Genomic DNA, 16,292 nt, shown 5'->3' with positions numbered 1-16,292 from the left:
AGCCGCGCCCGTGCACAAGCGCAAACATGGCCGTGAGGCGAGGAGCGGACGCCTCGGTCCCGGAACGGACGCGGAAAGGGGACGGACGTGGACGAGCAGGCCGGTACGGGGGACGAAGGCACCGCCGACAGCCTGGCGGCCTACCACCGCAAACGGCACTTCGACCGGACGCGTGAACCGCGCGGCCGACGGGCGCCGTCCGGTGATCGGCCCTGCTTCGTCGTGCAGATCCACGACGCGCGCCGGATGCACTTCGACTTCCGCCTTGAGGTCGACGGCGTCCTGAAGTCCTGGTCCGTGCCGAAGGGCCCGTCCGCCGACCCGCACGACAAGCGCCTCGCCGTACCCACCGAGGACCACCCGCTGGACTACCGGGAGTTCGAGGGTGTCATCGCCCCCGGGGAGTACGGCGCGGGCCCGGTGATCGTCTGGGACCAGGGCACCTACCGGCCACTCCCCGGCAAGCGCAAGGACCGGGCGGGCAGCTTCGCCGAGGCCCTGGAGCGGGGACACGCCGCCTTCTGGCTCGACGGTGCGAAGCTGCACGGCGGCTACGCGCTCACCCGGTTCCGCACCGGTGAGGAAGCGGGCGACCGGGAATCCTGGCTGCTGGTCAAGGAGAACGACGCCCACGCGGCCCACCACGGGGCACCCGATCCGAAGCGCGCCCGCTCCGTACGCAGCGGCCGGACGCTCCACCAGGTGGTGGCCGACGCCTCCGAAGGGCGCGAGGACGGCCGGTGAGCCACAGCGGGACAGCCGGTCGGTGCGCCTGCTGTTCCTGTCGTGCCGGCTGCTCCTGGAGGAACGCCACGGGGAGGCACGCCCCGGGGTGGCTCATCTGTCGTCCGCGCCCCCGACGGTGTCCGGGCAGACGTGGATCGCGGCCTCTTCGGCCGACGCGGCACCGCCGTCGATACCGACATCGTGGGCGACGACGTCGTTGGTGTGCCGCGGGTAGCCCTCGTCCGCGCCGACCAGCCGCCCGGCCCGCTCGTTGCCGACCTGGTCGTCGAACGCCTCGCCGTCGCTTTCCAGCAGGTCGCCGATGCCGTCGCCGTCGGGCACGGTGACGTCAGGCGTCTCCTCGGACAGCCGCTGATCGAGGGTTTCGCCGTCGTGCTGCTCCTGCGCCGTCGTTCCGCGGTTCACCGCGAGCGGGTGCTCGGGCGGCGAATAGCCCTCGTCCAGCATCTCGTCGAGTCCCGGCTCGTCGAGGGCATCCTCCATATCCAGATCGTCTGGATTGTCCTGGGGGTCGGACGCGGAGGGCTGATACACCTCGTCGCCCATCGCGTTGTCGGACATGCCGCCCTCCTTCTCCGGGTACGCCGGTGGTCTCACGCTGCGGTGCCGGTCCCACGCAGAATGCTGATGACTTCCGTGTCCTGCACCTGGTCGAAATCGAGATACCACTCGCCCACCGCGTGAAAATGCTGCGGCTGGTGCACACAGACAACATCGTCCGCCTCCTCGCGCAGCGCCGCAGCCGCAGCCGCGTCGCCCACCGGAACGGCGAGGATCAGGCGGGCGGGCCGCAGCCGCCGCAGATGACGCAGCGCCGCGCGGGCCGTGGCGCCTGTGGCGAGCCCGTCGTCGACCAGCAGGACCACGGCGCCCGTGACGTTCAGCGGGGGCCGGCCCGCCCGGTAGGCCGCCTCGCGCCGGTGCAGCTCGGCCCGTTCCCGTTCGACGTCGGCGGCGAGCAGCTCCTCGGTCAGGCCGAGTACGGTCAGCGCCGCCGCGTCGAAGACGGGCGGTTCGTCGTCGACGAGGGCTCCGACGCCGACCTCGGGCAGGCCGGGAATGCCGATCTTGCGGGCCACGAGCACATCGAGCGGGGCCCCGATGGCCCGCGCGACCTCCGCCGCCACCGGGACGCCACCGCGCGGCAGCGCCAGCACCAGAGGGGCGGTGAACCCGCCGGTCCGCATCAGCGCGAGACACCGGGTGGCGAGTGCCTGCCCGGCATGCCGACGGTCGAAGTACCGCATGGCGCGCCGTACCTCACTCTCTCCGCCTCCGCGTACGGGCGGCCGGCCGGTGAGCGGAACCGGCCGACGCGTCAGCTCCGGCGGTGTTCCGTCGCGAGTCCGATGGATTCGGCGATGGTCTGCACGTTCGGGTACAGCTCGCCCGCCGGGAGCCGCTCCGCGAGGGCGACCAGCCGGTCCGGCGCATGGTCCCGACGGAGTTTGTCGACGACGGTGGGTTTGTCGGCCGGGTAAATGCTGCGGCCGAGGTGCTGGGCGAGTTCCGAACGTATGCCGACGTCCTCTTCTGTCATGCCGAGCGGAGTTCCGCCCCGGAATACGGTGTCGGGGGCCGTGCCACATCCGGCTGGTCCTCACCCGCGGGCTGGAGTTCCCGTTCCTCCACCGCCCGCAGTGACCGGTCCGCCGTCAATTCCGCCCGCAATTGCTTCTTCATCACGTCGTCCCGGGCGGGCCCGGTCTTGTCCGCACCGTGTTCCATGACCATGGTTTCCTCCGGATTCACCAGAACTGAACTGAATTGCTGTCGCCGAGTGCTTTCCCGCTGTTACGGGCAGGGCGTCCCGTTTGCTGAACGGGCCGACGCAGGACGTGTCACGCGCACTCCGGATCCAGGGGCCGGGGGGCTGCCTCACAGCTCCGCGGCCCGGCATCTCCGTGGTGCGGTGTCCACGGCCGGTGCGTCGTCCCTTTCATCGGGTGCCCGTTATTCTTTCGCGCTAACGCCGTGTTCCGGCGCCGTCGTTGGGCCGTCTCCGCGGCGGCTGACCATCCGCACACCGCAGGTTCCGCATCACCGCCGTCCGGCGCCCAGCTCGTTCACGAGCGTGGTGCAGAAAGCCTTCAGATCGCCCGGCTTTCGGCTGGTGACAAGGGTGTTGGGCCCGTCGGTGCAGACCTTCACCCGCTCATCGACCCAGGTGCCGCCGGCGTTCCGGATATCGGTTGCCAGACTGGGCCACGAGGTGAGCGTACGGCCGCGCACCACGTCGGCCTCCACCAGCGTCCAGGGGGCATGACAGATGGCCGCGACCGGCTTTCCCGCGTCGAAGAATCCACGGGCGAAGGCGACCGCCCGCTCATCGGTGCGCAGCTCATCCGGATTGGCCACGCCGCCTGGCAGTATCAGGCCGTCGTAATCATCGACCCGCGCCTTTTCCAGCGTCCGGTTCACCGTGAAGGTGTCCGCCTTGTCCAGGTGGTGGAAGGCTTGCACGGACCCGGGAGCGGTGGATACCAGGTGCGGTACGACACCGGCGTCGACGACGGCCTGCCACGGCTCGGTCAATTCGACCTGCTCGACCCCTTCGGGAGCCACCAGAAACGCTATCTGCATGCTGTCCGTCCTCTCGGTGGTCCATCATTCCGTCCACTCAGGGCCGCATTCCCACCGCATCCCGCGATATTCCCTTCGGGTGCACACCGGACCGTCTCAGGCGCACCTCGGACAGTCGATTTCCGTCACGCCTCCCGGCCATTTCCGACGGCTCGCGCCTGCTCTGCTCTTCGGCCTGCCGACGCACGTCATCCCGAACTGAGAGGAATCGCGATAATCGCCGGTATCCCTTCCGGGCCCAGCGTCCCGACGAGCTGCTCGACGGTTCCTGAGTTCGCCCCCCGAGACTCCGCGCCCTTGCCCGAATGCCTCCATCGGACTCCGGATACGGCGAGATCGCATCCCGGCACACGGCACGAACCGGCGGGGCCGGCAGGCCACCGGGCATCTCGGGACACCCGCCGCCCAGCGGGCCTGCGCGGCGTACCGGCACCGGGCCCCATGAGCGTCCCGGTGCGGGACCGTTCCTGGGGACGGGCGGCGGCGCGCAGGGCTTCTTGCCTGCCCGAGCGCGGCAGGGGAACCGGGGGTGAGGCGACCGCTGACGAGGACGGAGCTTCCGCCAGTCGGGCGACGGAGAGCCCGTCGTGAACGGTCACCGGGGAGCGGGAATCGAGGCGGATGCGGCAGGGCGGACGGCCCGCTCGCGCGAGCAGGACGCGCGCAGGCCGGGGGCGTACCGTCGAAGACGGGCCCGCGCTCCTACCGGGCGGCGTGCGCAGACGGCGCGTACAGAGACAGACATGGCATCCCGTGCCACTGGGACGCTCCCCGTGACGGCACCCGCCGCTCCACAGCCGAGGCCCACCGGCACCAGCCCTCACGGCCCCGTCCGGGAAGGGAGACGCCCACCATGACAACCGCAGAACACCGCTCACCCGTCGGCGGCGGGCACCTCGTCCCCGTGCACGGCGCGCCCTGTTGGGTGCACCTGATGTCCCGCAACCTCCAGGCGGCCCAGGACTTCTACGCCGACGTCCTCGGCTGGCGCTTCCGCCAGGGGAGCCTGGGCGACGAATTCTGCGTCGCGCTGGACGGTGGACGACCGGTCGCCGGGATGGCACAGCTCTCCGACAGGCTCAGGGGCGCCGTGGCATGGACCCCGTACTTCGCGGTCGACAGCGCCGACGACGTCGCCGGGCGGGTCAGGGAACGCGGCGCCACGGTAGCCGTCGGCCCGCTCCAATTCGGCACCGGGCGGGCGGCGCTGGCGGCCGACCGCGACGGAGCCGTCTTCGGCATCTGGGAGGGCCAGACACTCCGCTGGTCGGTCGGCCACGGCAGCGCCCCGGTGTTCCTGGAACTCCGCACCCGAGACGCGTTCGCCGCCGCCATCTTCTACGCGGAGATCTTCGACTGGGCCACCACGGAGCCGGGCGGCTGCGATGTCACCTACGAGGACGACCAGGTCACCGTCCGGCAGGAGCGCCACCTGGTGGCCGCCGTGCGGGGCGGCGGCGTGGAGGAGGCGCCCGACCCGCACATGCGGCCCCGGTGGCACGTGCACTTCCGGGTCAGGGACGTCGAAGCGGTGATGTCCGCGGCGGTGGCGGCCGGCGGCGCGGTGCGGTCGACGGCCCCGGTGGCGGACGGTTCCGGCCGCCGGGCGGTGATCTGCGACCACGAGGGCGCGCTGTTCACGGTGACCGACGCGGCGCAGGAACAGGAGGCGGCGGCCGACGGCGAGGGCCGGTGACCGCGCGGTACCAGGGCGCTGAACTCTCCCTACGCCACGCCACACGCACGCTCCCCGTTCGCCTCAGGCGGCACATGCGACCGGCGGCCTCCGCTCCCAGATCCCCTGGGACGGAGGCCGCCGGATGGTGCGCGTGCTCACGGCGGGGCCGGAGCGGTGGAAGCGATCAGAGCGAGGGATGGATGTCCCCGCTGCCCATGCCGCTCTCCTGCTCGCTCCTGCTCTGCAGCTTCCGGGCCTTCTCCTTGAGCCGCTTGCGCTCGTCGGGATCGTTGGTGCGCTGTGCAGCGTCTTCCAGCTGCTGCGCCTTCTCGCGCATCTGCCGGAGCCGGCCGCGCGTTTCGTCGCCGCTCATGATCACTCCTCGGATGGATGGGGTGGCACCCTTCAGCGAACCAGGGCACACCCGCTTCGGCACCTCGAAAACGCTCCGGCCGTCCCGGTCACCCTGTGTAGCCCCGTTCCGGACGGCCCGAGGGGCGCATCCCGCCGTTCCAGCCCGCTCCCATCCCCGTCCCGCAGTGGCGAACGCCCTGCTCAGGGGCCATTCCACCGTCGCCGTCCGCCCCCGGCGGCGACCCTTGTCGCGCACGCTGCCCGACTGTTGCAGAGTAGAAGGCATAAAACGGAAATCAAGTGAAAGAACGGGCAGACCGGACGGGCTGCCGCAGCTGCGGGACCACCGATCGGAAGGCGGTGTGCAGGATGACTTCTCCTACCACGCCCGGCCGGAATCCGGCGTCTGCCCGACCCGGCCGGCATCCACAACTGGATCCGGACACCGGCGCGGCCTTCGACGAACTCGCCACCTTGCCGGACGGCCCCCACCGGAAGCGGCTGCGGGAGGAGATCGTCTGCGCATGGCTGCCGATGGCCCACCGCCTGGCCAGGCGGTACAGCGGTCGCGGAGAGAGCGACGAAGACCTGCGTCAGGTCGCCGCCCTCGGCCTGCTCAAGGCCATCGACCGCTTCGACCCGCAGGCCGGCACCGCGTTCGGAGCCTTCGCCGTCCCCACGATCATCGGCGAGATCAAGCGGCACTTCCGTGACGACCTGTGGGCCGTGCACGTCCCGAGGCGCGCTCAGGAACTGCGCGCCCAGGTACACCGCGCCCGGGTGGAACTCTCCGTACGCCCCGGACACGAGGCGATCACCGTCCAGGACGTCGCGGCCCACACCGGCATGTCCTACGACGACGTGCTGATCGGCCTGGATGCGCAGAAAACCTTCACGGCCCTCTCCCTGGAGCGCCCGCTCGGCGGCGATGGCACCCAACAGACGCTCGGCGACCTCGTCGGTCAGGAGGACCCGGCACTGGGACTCGTCGACGACCGGGAGGCCGCCGCCCCCGGCCTGCGGATGCTGCCGGAGCGCGAGCGCCGCATCCTCTACCTGCGGTTCTTCATGGGCCTGACGCAGAGTGAGATCGCCTCCCGCGTCGGTGTCTCGCAGATGCACGTCTCCCGGCTGCTCCGCAGATCCTGCGATTACGTACGCGAGCAGGCCCTCGCCCCACAGCGCTGACGCCCGCGCCTCTCCGGACGCCTCCGCTTGCGGGCAGCCTCTCCACGCACCGCACCGCACCGCACGCACCGCACCGCTACGCAACGCACCGCCTTCGGACCGGTTCACGGTCTGAACGGGCCGGGGCGGCGAGTTCCCGTCGGTACCCCGAAAACTTCCCGGTCTCGCGCCCGCCCGAACTCCCGTCGTCTCAGGGTGATCCCCGAGCCTTCCCTGACCTTCGCCGATACCCGTTCCGGCGCGACGTACGCGGCGGTAGCGTGCGAGGCGATGGAGCTGCGGAGACGCACACGAGCAGGGGGGCGGGGAGTCGTGCAAGGGCAAGCACAGAGGCAAGAGGACGGTCACGTGCAGGTGTCGCGGAAGGCGGCACGGGCGCTCTGGTTGCTGACCGAGCCGCTGCACGCGGTCAGTTACTTCGACGAGGGGTGCCGGGGCCTGGGCAAGGCCATCGGCCTCAAGGGCTTCTGGATGGGGTACTTCGCCGCCCGCACGGCTCCGCTGGGCGCCGTGGACGCCACGCTCGCCACGGCGATACTCGGTGTCTTCGCCCCCGGAATGCTCGCCGGTTCCCTGCCCGCTGCCTGGGAGACGGTCGCCCCGGCCCGCGTCCTGGACGCACGGGCCCGTAGCGCGGCCGGCGCCCTGCGCGCGATAGACCCCGCGGTGGAGGCATCCGCGGCCCGGGTGACGCCGACACTCCGGGCGATGGTGGAGGACGCGCCGGCCATCGCCCGCCCGCTGTTCGCGGCGAACCGGCCGCTGTGCGACCGCGCCGACCCGGTGGAAGCGCTATGGCAACTGGCCACCGCACTACGCGAGTTCAGAGGGGATGCCCATCTGGCCGTACTCGCCGACCACGGCTTGGACGGATGCGAGGCGCTGGTGCTCGCCGTCGCCTGCAGCAGGGTGCCCGGGGACACCATGCGGCAGGACCGCGGGTGGAGCGAGGAGGAGTGGGCGGCAGCGGAGGAACGGCTGCGTTCCCGTGGCCTGGTGGACGCGTGGGGCGGCGCGACGGAACGTGGCGTGGCGGAGCGGGCGCGGATCGAGGACTCGACGGACCGGCTCGCGGCGAGGCTGCTCCGCCCCCTCCCGGAGGCGGAAACCGACCAGCTCCTGCGGGAGTTGAGACCCGTGGCCCATCGCGTCCTGGCCGCCGGCACCCTGCCGTTCCCCAACCCGATGGGCCTGCCGGCTCCCGAAACGGACGGTTCGGGCGTGGACTGCGGGGTGTGAGAGCGGGCCGGGGCCGGAGCGGCGCCGTCAGCGCAACGCGTCGAGCCGCTTACGGGCGGTGCGCAGGGAGCGCCCGTGGCGGAGCACACCCGCCCAGGGGTCGGTCCTGGCCTGCGTCAGCACCGAGTCCACGTCACGCAACGACCATCTCCGGGGGGGGGGGGAGTTCGGGATCGTCGAGCAGGTCCCAGGCGATCGGGGTGGCGATGGGCCCGCCCGGCTTCGCCCGCACGGACCAGGGAGCGACGGCGGTCTGCGCGTAGCCGTTGCGCTGCACGTCGAGATAGAGGCGGCCACCGCGGGCTTCCTTGCGTACCGCGGTGGTGAGGTGCTCGGGATGACGCTGTTCGAGCACGTCGGCCATGTCCTTCGCGAGGAGACGGGAGGTGTCGAAATCCGCATTGCCGGTGAGCGGGATCGTGATGTGCAGTCCTTTGGAGCCGGTTGTCATCAGGGTGGCCGGCAGGCCGAGTTCATCCAGGAGACCGTGGACCTGCCTGGCGGCGTGCCGGACCGGCTCGAAGTCGGTACCGGGCGGATCCAGGTCGAAGATCAGCCGGTCCGGGTGTCCGGGGCGGTCGGCACGAGCGGGCCAGCGGTGCAGGGTGATGCACGCCTGATCGGCGAGGAACATCAGGGTGGCTGTGTCGTCGCAGACGGTGTGGGTGACCGTGCCGCCTTCCTTGCCGACCTCGGCCCGCCGGATCCAGTCCGGGTAGTGATCGGGGGTGTCCTTCTGCATGAAGTGCGGGCCGCCGAGCCCCTCGGGAAGACGCTCCAGCATCAGTGGCCTGCCCCGCAGGTGGGGGAGCATGTACGCCGCCACCTGCCGGTAATAGCCGACGAGATCCGCCTTGGTGAAGCCGTCGTCGGGGAACAGCACTTTCTCCGGCCGATGGATCTCCACTGTGCGGCGGCCCGCCCGCACCTTCTCCGTGTCGTTCATGCGGGCCGGGGTACCCGTTCGGCGGGATCCTAAGCCCACGGGTGCGGGAGGCGCGGTACGGGTTGTGACGGGGGAGGCGCCGTGCGGTCCGGGCCCGGAGAGCCGGCTGTGCGCGGTCGGCCTGAAGACCTGAAGAGGAGCTTGCCGGAGAAGGTCTGCGGGCCGGAGCCGAGGCGGCGGAGTCGAGGCGCCCCGTGTACGCGTGGATCGCCGGGCACCGGGAAACCGGGAGGGACGGCCCGCTGAGAACCCTGCGTGCTGGACCGCTTCCGATACGTGCGAACGGCGTGGCGAGTGGCTCCGTGATAGGGGTCGAAGGCCGCGAAGCCGCGAGGTATCGCAGGGAGGAAGGAAGAACGATGAACACCGAACCATCTCCCGGAGGGCCGGCCCCCGTGCCCAGCGGACCGAGCCCCATACCCCGCGAACCCCAGCCCCGGGGACCACAACCCCCTGATCCGGACCAGCAGCCCGGCAGGGATCCCGGCCCCCGACCGGACCCCAACCCGGAGCCGGAACCGGACGGTGCGCCGGAGCCTCCTGACTGAACCGGATGGGGCGGATGACCTGGACGGGCCGGATGACGCGTACCGGCCGGACCGGCTGGACCGGCCGGACCAGGCGGGCGTGCCTCCGGAGCCGGGCAGGCCCTCGCTCCTCACCCGGTCGCGCTCCAGCCGCTGGACGGAGAAGAGGCGCGACACCGTCCGAGTTGTGGCCACGACCCACCTGGCACAGGGTGGAACGGATGGACCGACGGCCGGACGGCCGGGCGTGGGCCCTTGTGCGGGCGCCCGCCCGGACACCGGGCACCCGCCCGCACCCCGTACAACATCGCCGCGCCGACCACGCCCGGCACCGGCACCGGGGCCGCACACCCGCCCGCCCCAGTGAGCAGGCAGGCAACCGCCTTCCCCACAAGGCTCAGGCCCACGAAACAAGGCTCAGGCCCACGAACGCCCAAAGGAAGCATCCCGCGGGACACACGCCGTACGCCTGGAGCGTCTTGGGCGCAGCGGCGCAGGCCACACCGCACATTCCGCTGATGGCGTACGTGTACCTGTCCGACGATGCGATACCGCCCCGACGCGCTCCCCCCCCCCCCGCACACCCCACAACGTGGCCAGCCAAACCAGACCCCCAGGAGATGACCCCCATGCCCACCGCACAGGAGACGGCCACTGTGGCGAGCGCCCTCGGCCCCGCGGAACTGGGGGAGTTGCTGGCGCACTGGCGCGCGGCCAACTACCTGGCCGCCGGGCAGATCTATCTGATGGCCAACCCCCTCCTCCAGGAGCCGCTGCGCCCTGACCACATCAAGCCGCGCCTGCTCGGCCACTGGGGCACATCGCCCGGCCTCAACCTCGTGTACACACACATCAACCGCGTCATCAAGGCCCGTGACCTGGACGCCCTGTGCATCTGGGGGCCGGGACACGGCGGCCCGGCCGTCCTGGCGAACTCCTGGCTGGATGGGACCTACTCGGACACCTACCCGGACGTGAGCCGGGACGGGGCGGGCATGGCGGAGCTGTTCCGGCAGTTCTCGTTCCCCGGCGGGGTGCCGAGCCACGTCACCCCCGAGACCCCCGGGTCGATCCACGAGGGCGGCGAACTCGGCTATTCCCTCGCCCATGCGTACGGCGCGGCGTGCGACAACCCCGGCCTGCTCGTGGCCTGTGTGATCGGTGACGGCGAGGCCGAGACGGGACCGCTCGCGGCATCCTGGCACGCCAACAAGTTCCTCGACCCGGTGCACGACGGCGCCGTACTGCCGATCCTGCACCTCAACGGCTACAAGATCGCCAATCCCACGGTCCTCGCCCGCATCCCCGAAGGCGAACTCGACGCGCTGCTGCGCGGCTTGGGCCACGAGCCGGTTCACGTCACCGGCGACGACCCCGAGACGGTCCACCGCGCGATGGCCGCCGCCATGGACCTGGCCCTGGACCGCATCGCCCGCGCGCAGCGCCGCGCCCGCACGGAAGGGGCCACCGAACGCCCCCGCTGGCCCATGATCGTGCTCCGTACGCCCAAGGGGTGGACCGGCCCTCGCGAGGTCGACGGGAAGCCCGTCGAAGGCACCTGGCGCGCTCATCAGGTCCCGCTGCCCGATGTCCGCGAGGACGCCGGTCATCTGCGGCAGTTGGAGGCATGGCTGTGTTCCTACCGGCCCGAGGAACTCTTCGACGCCGAAGGCCGCCCGCGGCCCGAAGTGCTCGCCTGCGTGCCGGAAGGCAATCGGCGCCTCGGCGCGTCCCCGCACGCCAACGGCGGCCTGCTCGTGCGCGACCTGCCGATCCCGCCGCTGGAACGCCACGCCGTGCGCGTCGAAGCCCCCGGCAAGGAGTTGCACGAACCGACCCGGGTGCTCGGCGGCCTCCTGGAGAGCGTGATGGCGGCGACCGCCGCGCGGCGCGACTTCCGCGTCGTGGGCCCGGACGAGACCGCGTCGAACCGTCTGGAGGCGCTGTACGCAGCCACCGGCAAGGCATGGCAGGCCGAAACCGTCGCGTCCGACGAGCACTTGGCCCGCGACGGGCGGGTCATGGAGGTGCTGTCCGAGCACCTGTGCCAGGGGTGGCTGGAGGGCTACCTCCTGACCGGCAGGCACGGGCTCTTCGCCAGTTACGAGGCGTTCGCGCACATCGTCGACTCGATGGTCAACCAGCACATCAAGTGGCTCAGGACCGCCCGCCGCCTGCCCTGGCGCCGTCCCATCGCCTCCCTCAACTACCTGCTCACCTCGCACGTGTGGCGCCAGGACCACAACGGCTTCTCCCACCAGGACCCCGGCTTCGTCGATCACGTCCTCAACAAGAGCCCCGAGGTCGTCCGCGTCTATCTGCCGCCGGACGCCAACACCCTGCTCTCGGTGGCCGACCACGCGCTGCGCTCCCGCGACTACGTCAACGTGATCGTGGCGGGCAAGCAGCCGGGCTTCGACTGGCTGACCCTGGAGGAGGCCCGTGCGCACTGCGCCCGCGGCGCCGGCGTCTGGGAATGGGCGGGCACGGAGGACGGCAGCCGTGACCCCGACGTGGTGCTGGCCTGCGCCGGAGATGTGCCCACCCAGGAAACCCTCGCCGCCGCTTCCCTGCTGCGCCGGCACCTTCCGGACCTCGCGGTCCGGGTCGTCAACGTCGTGGACCTGGCGCGCCTTCTCCCGCACGAGGAACACCCGCACGGCATGCCGGACTTCGAGTACGACGCCGTCTTCACCCGCGACAAGCCGGTCATCTTCGCCTACCACGGCTACCCCTGGCTGATCCACCGCCTCACCTACCGGCGCTCCGGGCACGAGCAGCTGCACGTGCGGGGCTACAAGGAGGAGGGCACGACGACCACACCCTTCGACATGGTGGTCCGCAACGACCTCGACAGGTACCGGCTGGCGATGGACGCCGTCGACCGGGTACCTGGCCTCGGTGGCCGCGCGATAGCCGTCCGCCAGGCCATGGCCGACGTCCGCACCCGGCACCACGCCTGGATACGTGAGCACGGTACGGACCTGCCGGAGGTCGCCGAGTGGACCTGGGACGCCTGACGGGAACGCGGGCGCGCCCCGGCGCGGACGCGCCCCCTACGCCACCCGCCCACGCCTCAACCGCTCGCCTCCCGCACGTCATCCACCACATGCTGGTCGAGCGCCGCCCGGACGAGCCCGGCCGCGAACCCCGCGATCTCCTCGGTACCGACCAGCCGGGCCAGCTTCGCCGTGTCATCCGGCAGCCCCAGCCGCCCGGCACCCTGGAGGGCCTTGTCGTCGAGGAACGGCGCGAACTCCTCCCACACGCCCTGCACTTCGCGGAGGAAGATGGCGGACCCCGCGGGCCCGATCCCCGGCATGTCCTGAAGCGCCTCGCGCAGCGCCGCGCGGTCGCCGTCCGACGCCTCCCGCATCCGCCGCAGATCGCCCCGGTACTCACCCTTCAACAGTTCGGCCGCGGTGCCGAGTTGGGTCGCGGTGCGTTCGTCGTAGCGCCGGTAGCCGCCCTCGCCGAGTGCGTCGACGCGCTGCTGCCAGGTGGCCGACGCCATCGACCGCGGCGCCCGCATCCCCGCGGCGAACAGCTCACGCGCCGCCGCCACCGCCACCGACGCCCGGATCCGGGCGCTGAGCAGGGACGACAGCACCAGCAGTTGGTACAGCGGCTGCGGGGTGTCCCGCATGCGGATGCCCGCCTCCGCCGCGTACGTCCTGCCGTGCCGGTCCATGAGGACGCGGGCCACGGCCCGGTGCCCGGCCGGGCTCACGGCGCGCCCCCGCACGACCGCACCACCCCGCCGGCCGCCGAGACCCGGTGCTCGGGCCCGTCCGCCGGCCGTCCATTGCGCGAGCCGATCACCACGTCATCACCCCTCGTTCGCGTGCGTCCGCCGCATTCGCGGGTGTCCCGCTTCCGTTGTCTCACAGCCCGCCCTGCTCGCGCGCGTCGGCGAAGCGCTACGAGGAGGGGCCTCGCGGATCATCGGCGAAGCGGTCGACGCCTCAGCCGAAGACCGGGCGCACACCGCCGCGAGCAGCGGTTTCTCCGGCCCCGCAGGGCGAAGGACTCCGAACTACGACACTCCTCGTACAATGAGGTGCGGGCCTTCCACCCCGCCAGAACCTCGTAGCCGCACGTCAGGAGCCGCCATGCAGACCGATACGACGCCTGCCGACGCCCCGAGCGGCACACCGACCGGCTCGCGGGTGCTGGAGCACCCACGCCGCGAGACGATCCGGCTCGCCGATGTGCTGCACGCGCTCGCCGACCCGATGCGACTGCGCATCGTCTGCCGGCTGGCCGCCGCCGAAGGCGAGCTGAACTGCGCGGACATCGAACTGCCGGTGAGCAAGTCCACCTGCACCCACCACTTCCGCGTGCTGCGCGAACACGGCGTCATCCAGCAGATCTACCGCGGAACCGCCAAGATGAACGCGCTGCGCCGCCAGGACCTCGACGACCTCTTCCCCGGACTGATCGACGGCATCCTCCGGGCCGCCGACCTCCAGGCCGAACGGCTGGGCGACGCCTGACCCACGGGACGCCAGGACCACGGCTCTCACCGCACCGTGGCCCCTCCGTCGTCCGTGTGCGCCGCCGCCAGCAGGCCCTGCCAGTCCGCCAGTTTGACGCTGCCGCGCCCCAGCCGACGGCCGAGTGCGGCTTCGGCCGCCTCGATGCGCAGCCAGCCGGACCAGGGGACCGGGTCCTGGCCCGCCCGCCGCAGCGCGGCCACCGGATCATCCGCCACCGTACGAGCGGCGAGCACCCCCGCGTCCTCCAGCAGCGCCGCCGCGGTCTGCTTCGCGCACGGCCGGTTGGATCCGATGACCCCGGTCGGGCCCCGCTTGATCCAGCCCGCCACATACAGGCCAGGGCACGGCACGCCATCGCGCAGCACCCTGCCCTCCCGGTGCGGCACGGTCCCGCTCGCCTCGTCGAACGGCAGCCCAGGCTGCGGCATTCCCCGGTACCCGACCGAACGCAGCACCACCTGCGCGGCGATGTCCTCGTACGTGCCGGTGCCTGTCACCCCGCCGTGCCCGTCCGGCGCGGTCCGCTCGAAGCGGACGGCGCGCACCCCCGAGGCGGCGTCGCCCAGCATCTCGACAGGGCGCAGGAAGAACCGCAGATGGATCCGCCGCCGCGGAGCGTGGGGTCCTGGCGCCGCGTCATCGGCCGGCCCGGCCCCCTGCGACCAGCCGCGCAGCACCTCCACATTGCGGCGGACCACGGCCGGCAGCGCACCGGGATCACGGAACCCGGGATCCCGCGCCAGCTCGGCGCCGTCCACGCGGACATCGGCGCCCGGCAGCGCGCCCAGTTCCCGCAGCTCCTTGGTGGTGAACTTGGCCTGGGACGGCCCGCGGCGGCCGACCATCCAGATGTCCGTCACACGGCTGCCGGCGAGCGACCGCAAGGCGTCCTGCGGCATGTCCGTCCCGGCGAGATCGGTGGCACCGCGCGCCAGGATCCGCGCCACGTCGACCGCCACATTCCCCACACCGATGACGACCGCCGACCGCGCGGCCAGCGCGAAGCGGGTGCCGGCGGCGTCCGGATGGGCGCTGTACCAGGAGACGAAATCGGTCGCCGCGTGGCTGCCAGGCAGGCCCTCACCGGGAATGCCGAGCCGCCGGTCGGTAGCGGCGCCCACGCAGAAGACCACCGCATGGAACATCTCCCGCAGCCGCTCCGGAGTCACGCCTCCGGCACCCACCTCCACATTCCCCAGGAAACGCACCCGGGGATGTTCCAGCACGCTCCGCAGCGTGCCCTGCAACGACTTGATCTTCTCGTGGTCCGGAGCGACGCCGTACCGGACCAGCCCGTACGGGCACGGCAGGCGGTCGAGGACGTATACCTCGACGTCCGGCACGACCTGCTGCTCGATCAGGGACTGGGCGGTATAGACACCGCTCGGCCCGGAACCGATCACTGCGACACGAAGCACGGGAGGCCCCTCTCGCGAAGTACCCCCAGCATCGCACCGCCGCGCGTCGCGTGTGGTGAGCTATCGGGGTTGTCCCGGTGCGATGAGCGTGCCGCGGGACTGGGCCGGGCGGGCGGGGCGCTACGTTTCCCTGGTGTCGGAAAGCGACTTTTATACCGTTAATGACCGATATAAATCTCACGGTGACGCTTCGGAGTGGCCCGCCTGGGAGGTGCGGGGGTACGGCTCGGCCGCGCCCGCCCCCGACGATCCGGACACCGCCCCCGGCCTCGGCACTCCGTCGTCGCCCCGGCTCGACCCCCTGGCGCCCTGGGTGAGCGCCCGCCTCACCTTCGCAGACGGCGCCCGCATCGACGTGCTGGTCACGGTCTCGGACGACGCCATCACGGTGGAGGACCTGCGCGCCGACCCGCCGCTCGCCCTCGACGGCTTCGCCACCCTCGCCCACTGGATGGAGGGCCCGCTCGACGAAGCCTGCCGCCTCGCCACCGGCCGCCCCCGCAGGCCGCGCCCCGTACCGGCGCCCCCGGCAACACCATGGGGCGAGACCCTGGCACAGGCGGATGCCGCGTCCCTGCCGGAGGGCGAACGGACGCCGGACCACGCCCCGGACCCGACGGCGGCGCCGGAACCGCAGGGCGATCCGGCCCCGGAGCGCGAGGCGCCGGAGGAGGCCGTACTACCCGGTGGAACCGAGGCTCCCGCGGAAGCCGTGACGTACGGCACGGGCGAACAACGATCCGTGCCCGCCGCCGACCCTGCCGACGCCGCCCCCGACACCGATGATCGCGTCGGCCCCAGCAGAGCCACCGGCACCGCAGTCCCCAGCGGAACCGCCGCCGCGCCCGAGGCGGCCGAGACCGTCGAAAACGCCCCGGAATCCGTGGCCGCACAGGGTGCGATCCGCGTGCGGGGCAAAGAGCGGTGCAAGGTCGCGGCGGACGCCTACCGGCAGGCGCAGCGGGAGGGCCGGGATCCGGTGGCTGCCGTGATGGATGCGACCAGGCGCGGCCGGCGCCGGTCCCTGAAGCTGATCGCCGCCGCCCGCGACGCGGGATTCCTGGCCCCGCGCCACAACAAGCGCTAACGGCACGGCCGGTACGGCGGCCAGGC

15 protein-coding genes and 1 pseudogene are annotated in these 16,292 nt (G+C 72.0%); 7 read left to right on the top strand and 9 right to left on the bottom strand.

Annotation, left to right across the window (positions count from 1 at the left end; all coding sequences use genetic code 11):
• The first annotated feature begins 87 nt into the window (after positions 1 to 87).
• Entirely contained in the window at positions 88 to 744 is a 657-nt protein-coding gene (locus ACGFNI_RS06375; RefSeq protein ID WP_393681110.1) for a DNA polymerase ligase N-terminal domain-containing protein, read from the top strand.
• Between the two features lie 93 nt (positions 745 to 837).
• Here the strand turns inward: ACGFNI_RS06375 and ACGFNI_RS06370 are convergent, their stop codons facing one another.
• The 5 genes from ACGFNI_RS06370 to ACGFNI_RS06350 all read right to left on the bottom strand — a co-directional run bounded on the left by ACGFNI_RS06370 (position 838) and on the right by ACGFNI_RS06350 (position 3,330).
• Positions 838 to 1,308 carry a DUF5709 domain-containing protein gene (locus tag ACGFNI_RS06370; RefSeq protein ID WP_393681108.1) on the bottom strand — a complete coding sequence of 157 codons (471 nt, stop codon included), beginning with the start codon at positions 1,306 to 1,308 and terminating at the stop codon, positions 838 to 840.
• Positions 1,309 to 1,340: 32 nt separating this feature from the next.
• A complete protein-coding gene (locus tag ACGFNI_RS06365; RefSeq protein WP_393681106.1) occupies positions 1,341 to 1,994 on the bottom strand; it encodes a phosphoribosyltransferase in 654 nt (217 codons plus the stop codon).
• A 71-nt stretch (positions 1,995 to 2,065) separates the two neighbouring features.
• Entirely contained in the window at positions 2,066 to 2,287 is a 222-nt protein-coding gene (locus tag ACGFNI_RS06360; RefSeq protein WP_393681104.1) for a DUF2795 domain-containing protein, read from the bottom strand.
• Complete coding sequence (locus tag ACGFNI_RS06355) at positions 2,284 to 2,475, bottom strand: hypothetical protein (protein ID WP_393681103.1); 192 nt, start codon at positions 2,473 to 2,475, stop codon at positions 2,284 to 2,286. Before ACGFNI_RS06355 ends, ACGFNI_RS06360 begins: the two co-directional genes overlap by 4 nt.
• 312 nt (positions 2,476 to 2,787) lie before the next feature.
• Positions 2,788 to 3,330, bottom strand: a complete 543-nt coding sequence (locus ACGFNI_RS06350) for a type 1 glutamine amidotransferase domain-containing protein (protein WP_393681102.1) — start codon at positions 3,328 to 3,330, stop codon at positions 2,788 to 2,790.
• Positions 3,331 to 4,183: 853 nt separating this feature from the next.
• Here ACGFNI_RS06350 and ACGFNI_RS06345 point away from each other — a divergent pair.
• The gene (locus ACGFNI_RS06345; RefSeq protein WP_393681100.1) at positions 4,184 to 5,026 is read left to right on the top strand and encodes a VOC family protein; all 843 of its coding nucleotides are present in this window, start codon (positions 4,184 to 4,186) and stop codon (positions 5,024 to 5,026) included.
• Between the two features lie 166 nt (positions 5,027 to 5,192).
• Here ACGFNI_RS06345 and ACGFNI_RS06340 read toward each other — a convergent pair whose 3' ends face one another.
• Entirely contained in the window at positions 5,193 to 5,381 is a 189-nt protein-coding gene (locus tag ACGFNI_RS06340) for a DUF6381 family protein (RefSeq protein ID WP_393681098.1), read from the bottom strand.
• A gap of 350 nt (positions 5,382 to 5,731) precedes the next feature.
• Here ACGFNI_RS06340 and ACGFNI_RS06335 point away from each other — a divergent pair, with 350 nt between their 5' ends.
• Positions 5,732 to 6,550 carry a SigB/SigF/SigG family RNA polymerase sigma factor gene (locus tag ACGFNI_RS06335; RefSeq protein ID WP_393681097.1) on the top strand — a complete coding sequence of 273 codons (819 nt, stop codon included), beginning with the start codon at positions 5,732 to 5,734 and terminating at the stop codon, positions 6,548 to 6,550.
• A 348-nt stretch (positions 6,551 to 6,898) separates the two neighbouring features.
• A complete protein-coding gene (locus tag ACGFNI_RS06330) occupies positions 6,899 to 7,789 on the top strand; it encodes a hypothetical protein (RefSeq protein WP_393681096.1) in 891 nt (296 codons plus the stop codon).
• A gap of 27 nt (positions 7,790 to 7,816) precedes the next feature.
• Here the strand turns inward: ACGFNI_RS06330 and ligD are convergent.
• A pseudogene (ligD, locus tag ACGFNI_RS06325) lies at positions 7,817 to 8,735 on the bottom strand (non-homologous end-joining DNA ligase).
• 1,156 nt (positions 8,736 to 9,891) lie between these two features.
• Here ligD and ACGFNI_RS06320 point away from each other — a divergent pair.
• Complete coding sequence (locus ACGFNI_RS06320) at positions 9,892 to 12,282, top strand: phosphoketolase (RefSeq protein ID WP_393681094.1); 2,391 nt, start codon at positions 9,892 to 9,894, stop codon at positions 12,280 to 12,282.
• 56 nt (positions 12,283 to 12,338) lie between these two features.
• Here the strand turns inward: ACGFNI_RS06320 and ACGFNI_RS06315 are convergent, their stop codons facing one another.
• Complete coding sequence (locus tag ACGFNI_RS06315) at positions 12,339 to 12,953, bottom strand: endonuclease (RefSeq protein WP_393681470.1); 615 nt, start codon at positions 12,951 to 12,953, stop codon at positions 12,339 to 12,341.
• 421 nt (positions 12,954 to 13,374) lie between these two features.
• On the opposite strand from ACGFNI_RS06315, the gene ACGFNI_RS06310 reads away from it, so the two are divergent.
• Positions 13,375 to 13,758 carry an ArsR/SmtB family transcription factor gene (locus tag ACGFNI_RS06310; protein ID WP_393681092.1) on the top strand — a complete coding sequence of 128 codons (384 nt, stop codon included), beginning with the start codon at positions 13,375 to 13,377 and terminating at the stop codon, positions 13,756 to 13,758.
• Positions 13,759 to 13,784: 26 nt separating this feature from the next.
• Here ACGFNI_RS06310 and ACGFNI_RS06305 read toward each other — a convergent pair whose 3' ends face one another.
• Positions 13,785 to 15,179, bottom strand: coding sequence for an FAD-dependent oxidoreductase (locus ACGFNI_RS06305; protein ID WP_393681090.1), 1,395 nt, complete (start codon positions 15,177 to 15,179; stop codon positions 13,785 to 13,787).
• A 133-nt stretch (positions 15,180 to 15,312) separates the two neighbouring features.
• Between ACGFNI_RS06305 and ACGFNI_RS06300 the strand changes: the two genes are divergently transcribed.
• Entirely contained in the window at positions 15,313 to 16,266 is a 954-nt protein-coding gene (locus tag ACGFNI_RS06300; RefSeq protein ID WP_393681088.1) for a DUF6214 family protein, read from the top strand.
• Positions 16,267 to 16,292: the final 26 nt, after the last annotated feature.

The sequence above is a fragment of the Streptomyces sp. NPDC048644 genome (assembly GCF_043199105.1).
GTDB lineage: Bacteria > Actinomycetota > Actinomycetes > Streptomycetales > Streptomycetaceae > Streptomyces.
Note: the sequence above shows the minus strand (reverse complement) of the source record. Positions and strands in the feature narration are given on the sequence as shown.

Bases quoted from the DNA above. Each gene is read 5' to 3' on its own strand.
- ACGFNI_RS06315 (WP_393681470.1), bottom strand. From the start codon at position 12,953: ATGGACCGGCACGGCAGGACGTACGCGGCGGAGGCGGGCATCCGCATG.
- ACGFNI_RS06320 (WP_393681094.1), top strand. From the start codon at position 9,892: ATGCCCACCGCACAGGAGACGGCCACTGTGGCGAGCGCCCTCGGCCCC.
- ACGFNI_RS06350 (WP_393681102.1), bottom strand. From the start codon at position 3,330: ATGCAGATAGCGTTTCTGGTGGCTCCCGAAGGGGTCGAGCAGGTCGAA.
- ACGFNI_RS06370 (WP_393681108.1), bottom strand. From the start codon at position 1,308: ATGTCCGACAACGCGATGGGCGACGAGGTGTATCAGCCCTCCGCGTCC.
- ACGFNI_RS06365 (WP_393681106.1), bottom strand. From the start codon at position 1,994: ATGCGGTACTTCGACCGTCGGCATGCCGGGCAGGCACTCGCCACCCGG.
- ACGFNI_RS06355 (WP_393681103.1), bottom strand. From the start codon at position 2,475: ATGGAACACGGTGCGGACAAGACCGGGCCCGCCCGGGACGACGTGATG.
- ACGFNI_RS06340 (WP_393681098.1), bottom strand. From the start codon at position 5,381: ATGAGCGGCGACGAAACGCGCGGCCGGCTCCGGCAGATGCGCGAGAAG.
- ACGFNI_RS06335 (WP_393681097.1), top strand. From the start codon at position 5,732: ATGACTTCTCCTACCACGCCCGGCCGGAATCCGGCGTCTGCCCGACCC.
- ACGFNI_RS06310 (WP_393681092.1), top strand. From the start codon at position 13,375: ATGCAGACCGATACGACGCCTGCCGACGCCCCGAGCGGCACACCGACC.
- ACGFNI_RS06360 (WP_393681104.1), bottom strand. From the start codon at position 2,287: ATGACAGAAGAGGACGTCGGCATACGTTCGGAACTCGCCCAGCACCTC.
- ACGFNI_RS06345 (WP_393681100.1), top strand. From the start codon at position 4,184: ATGACAACCGCAGAACACCGCTCACCCGTCGGCGGCGGGCACCTCGTC.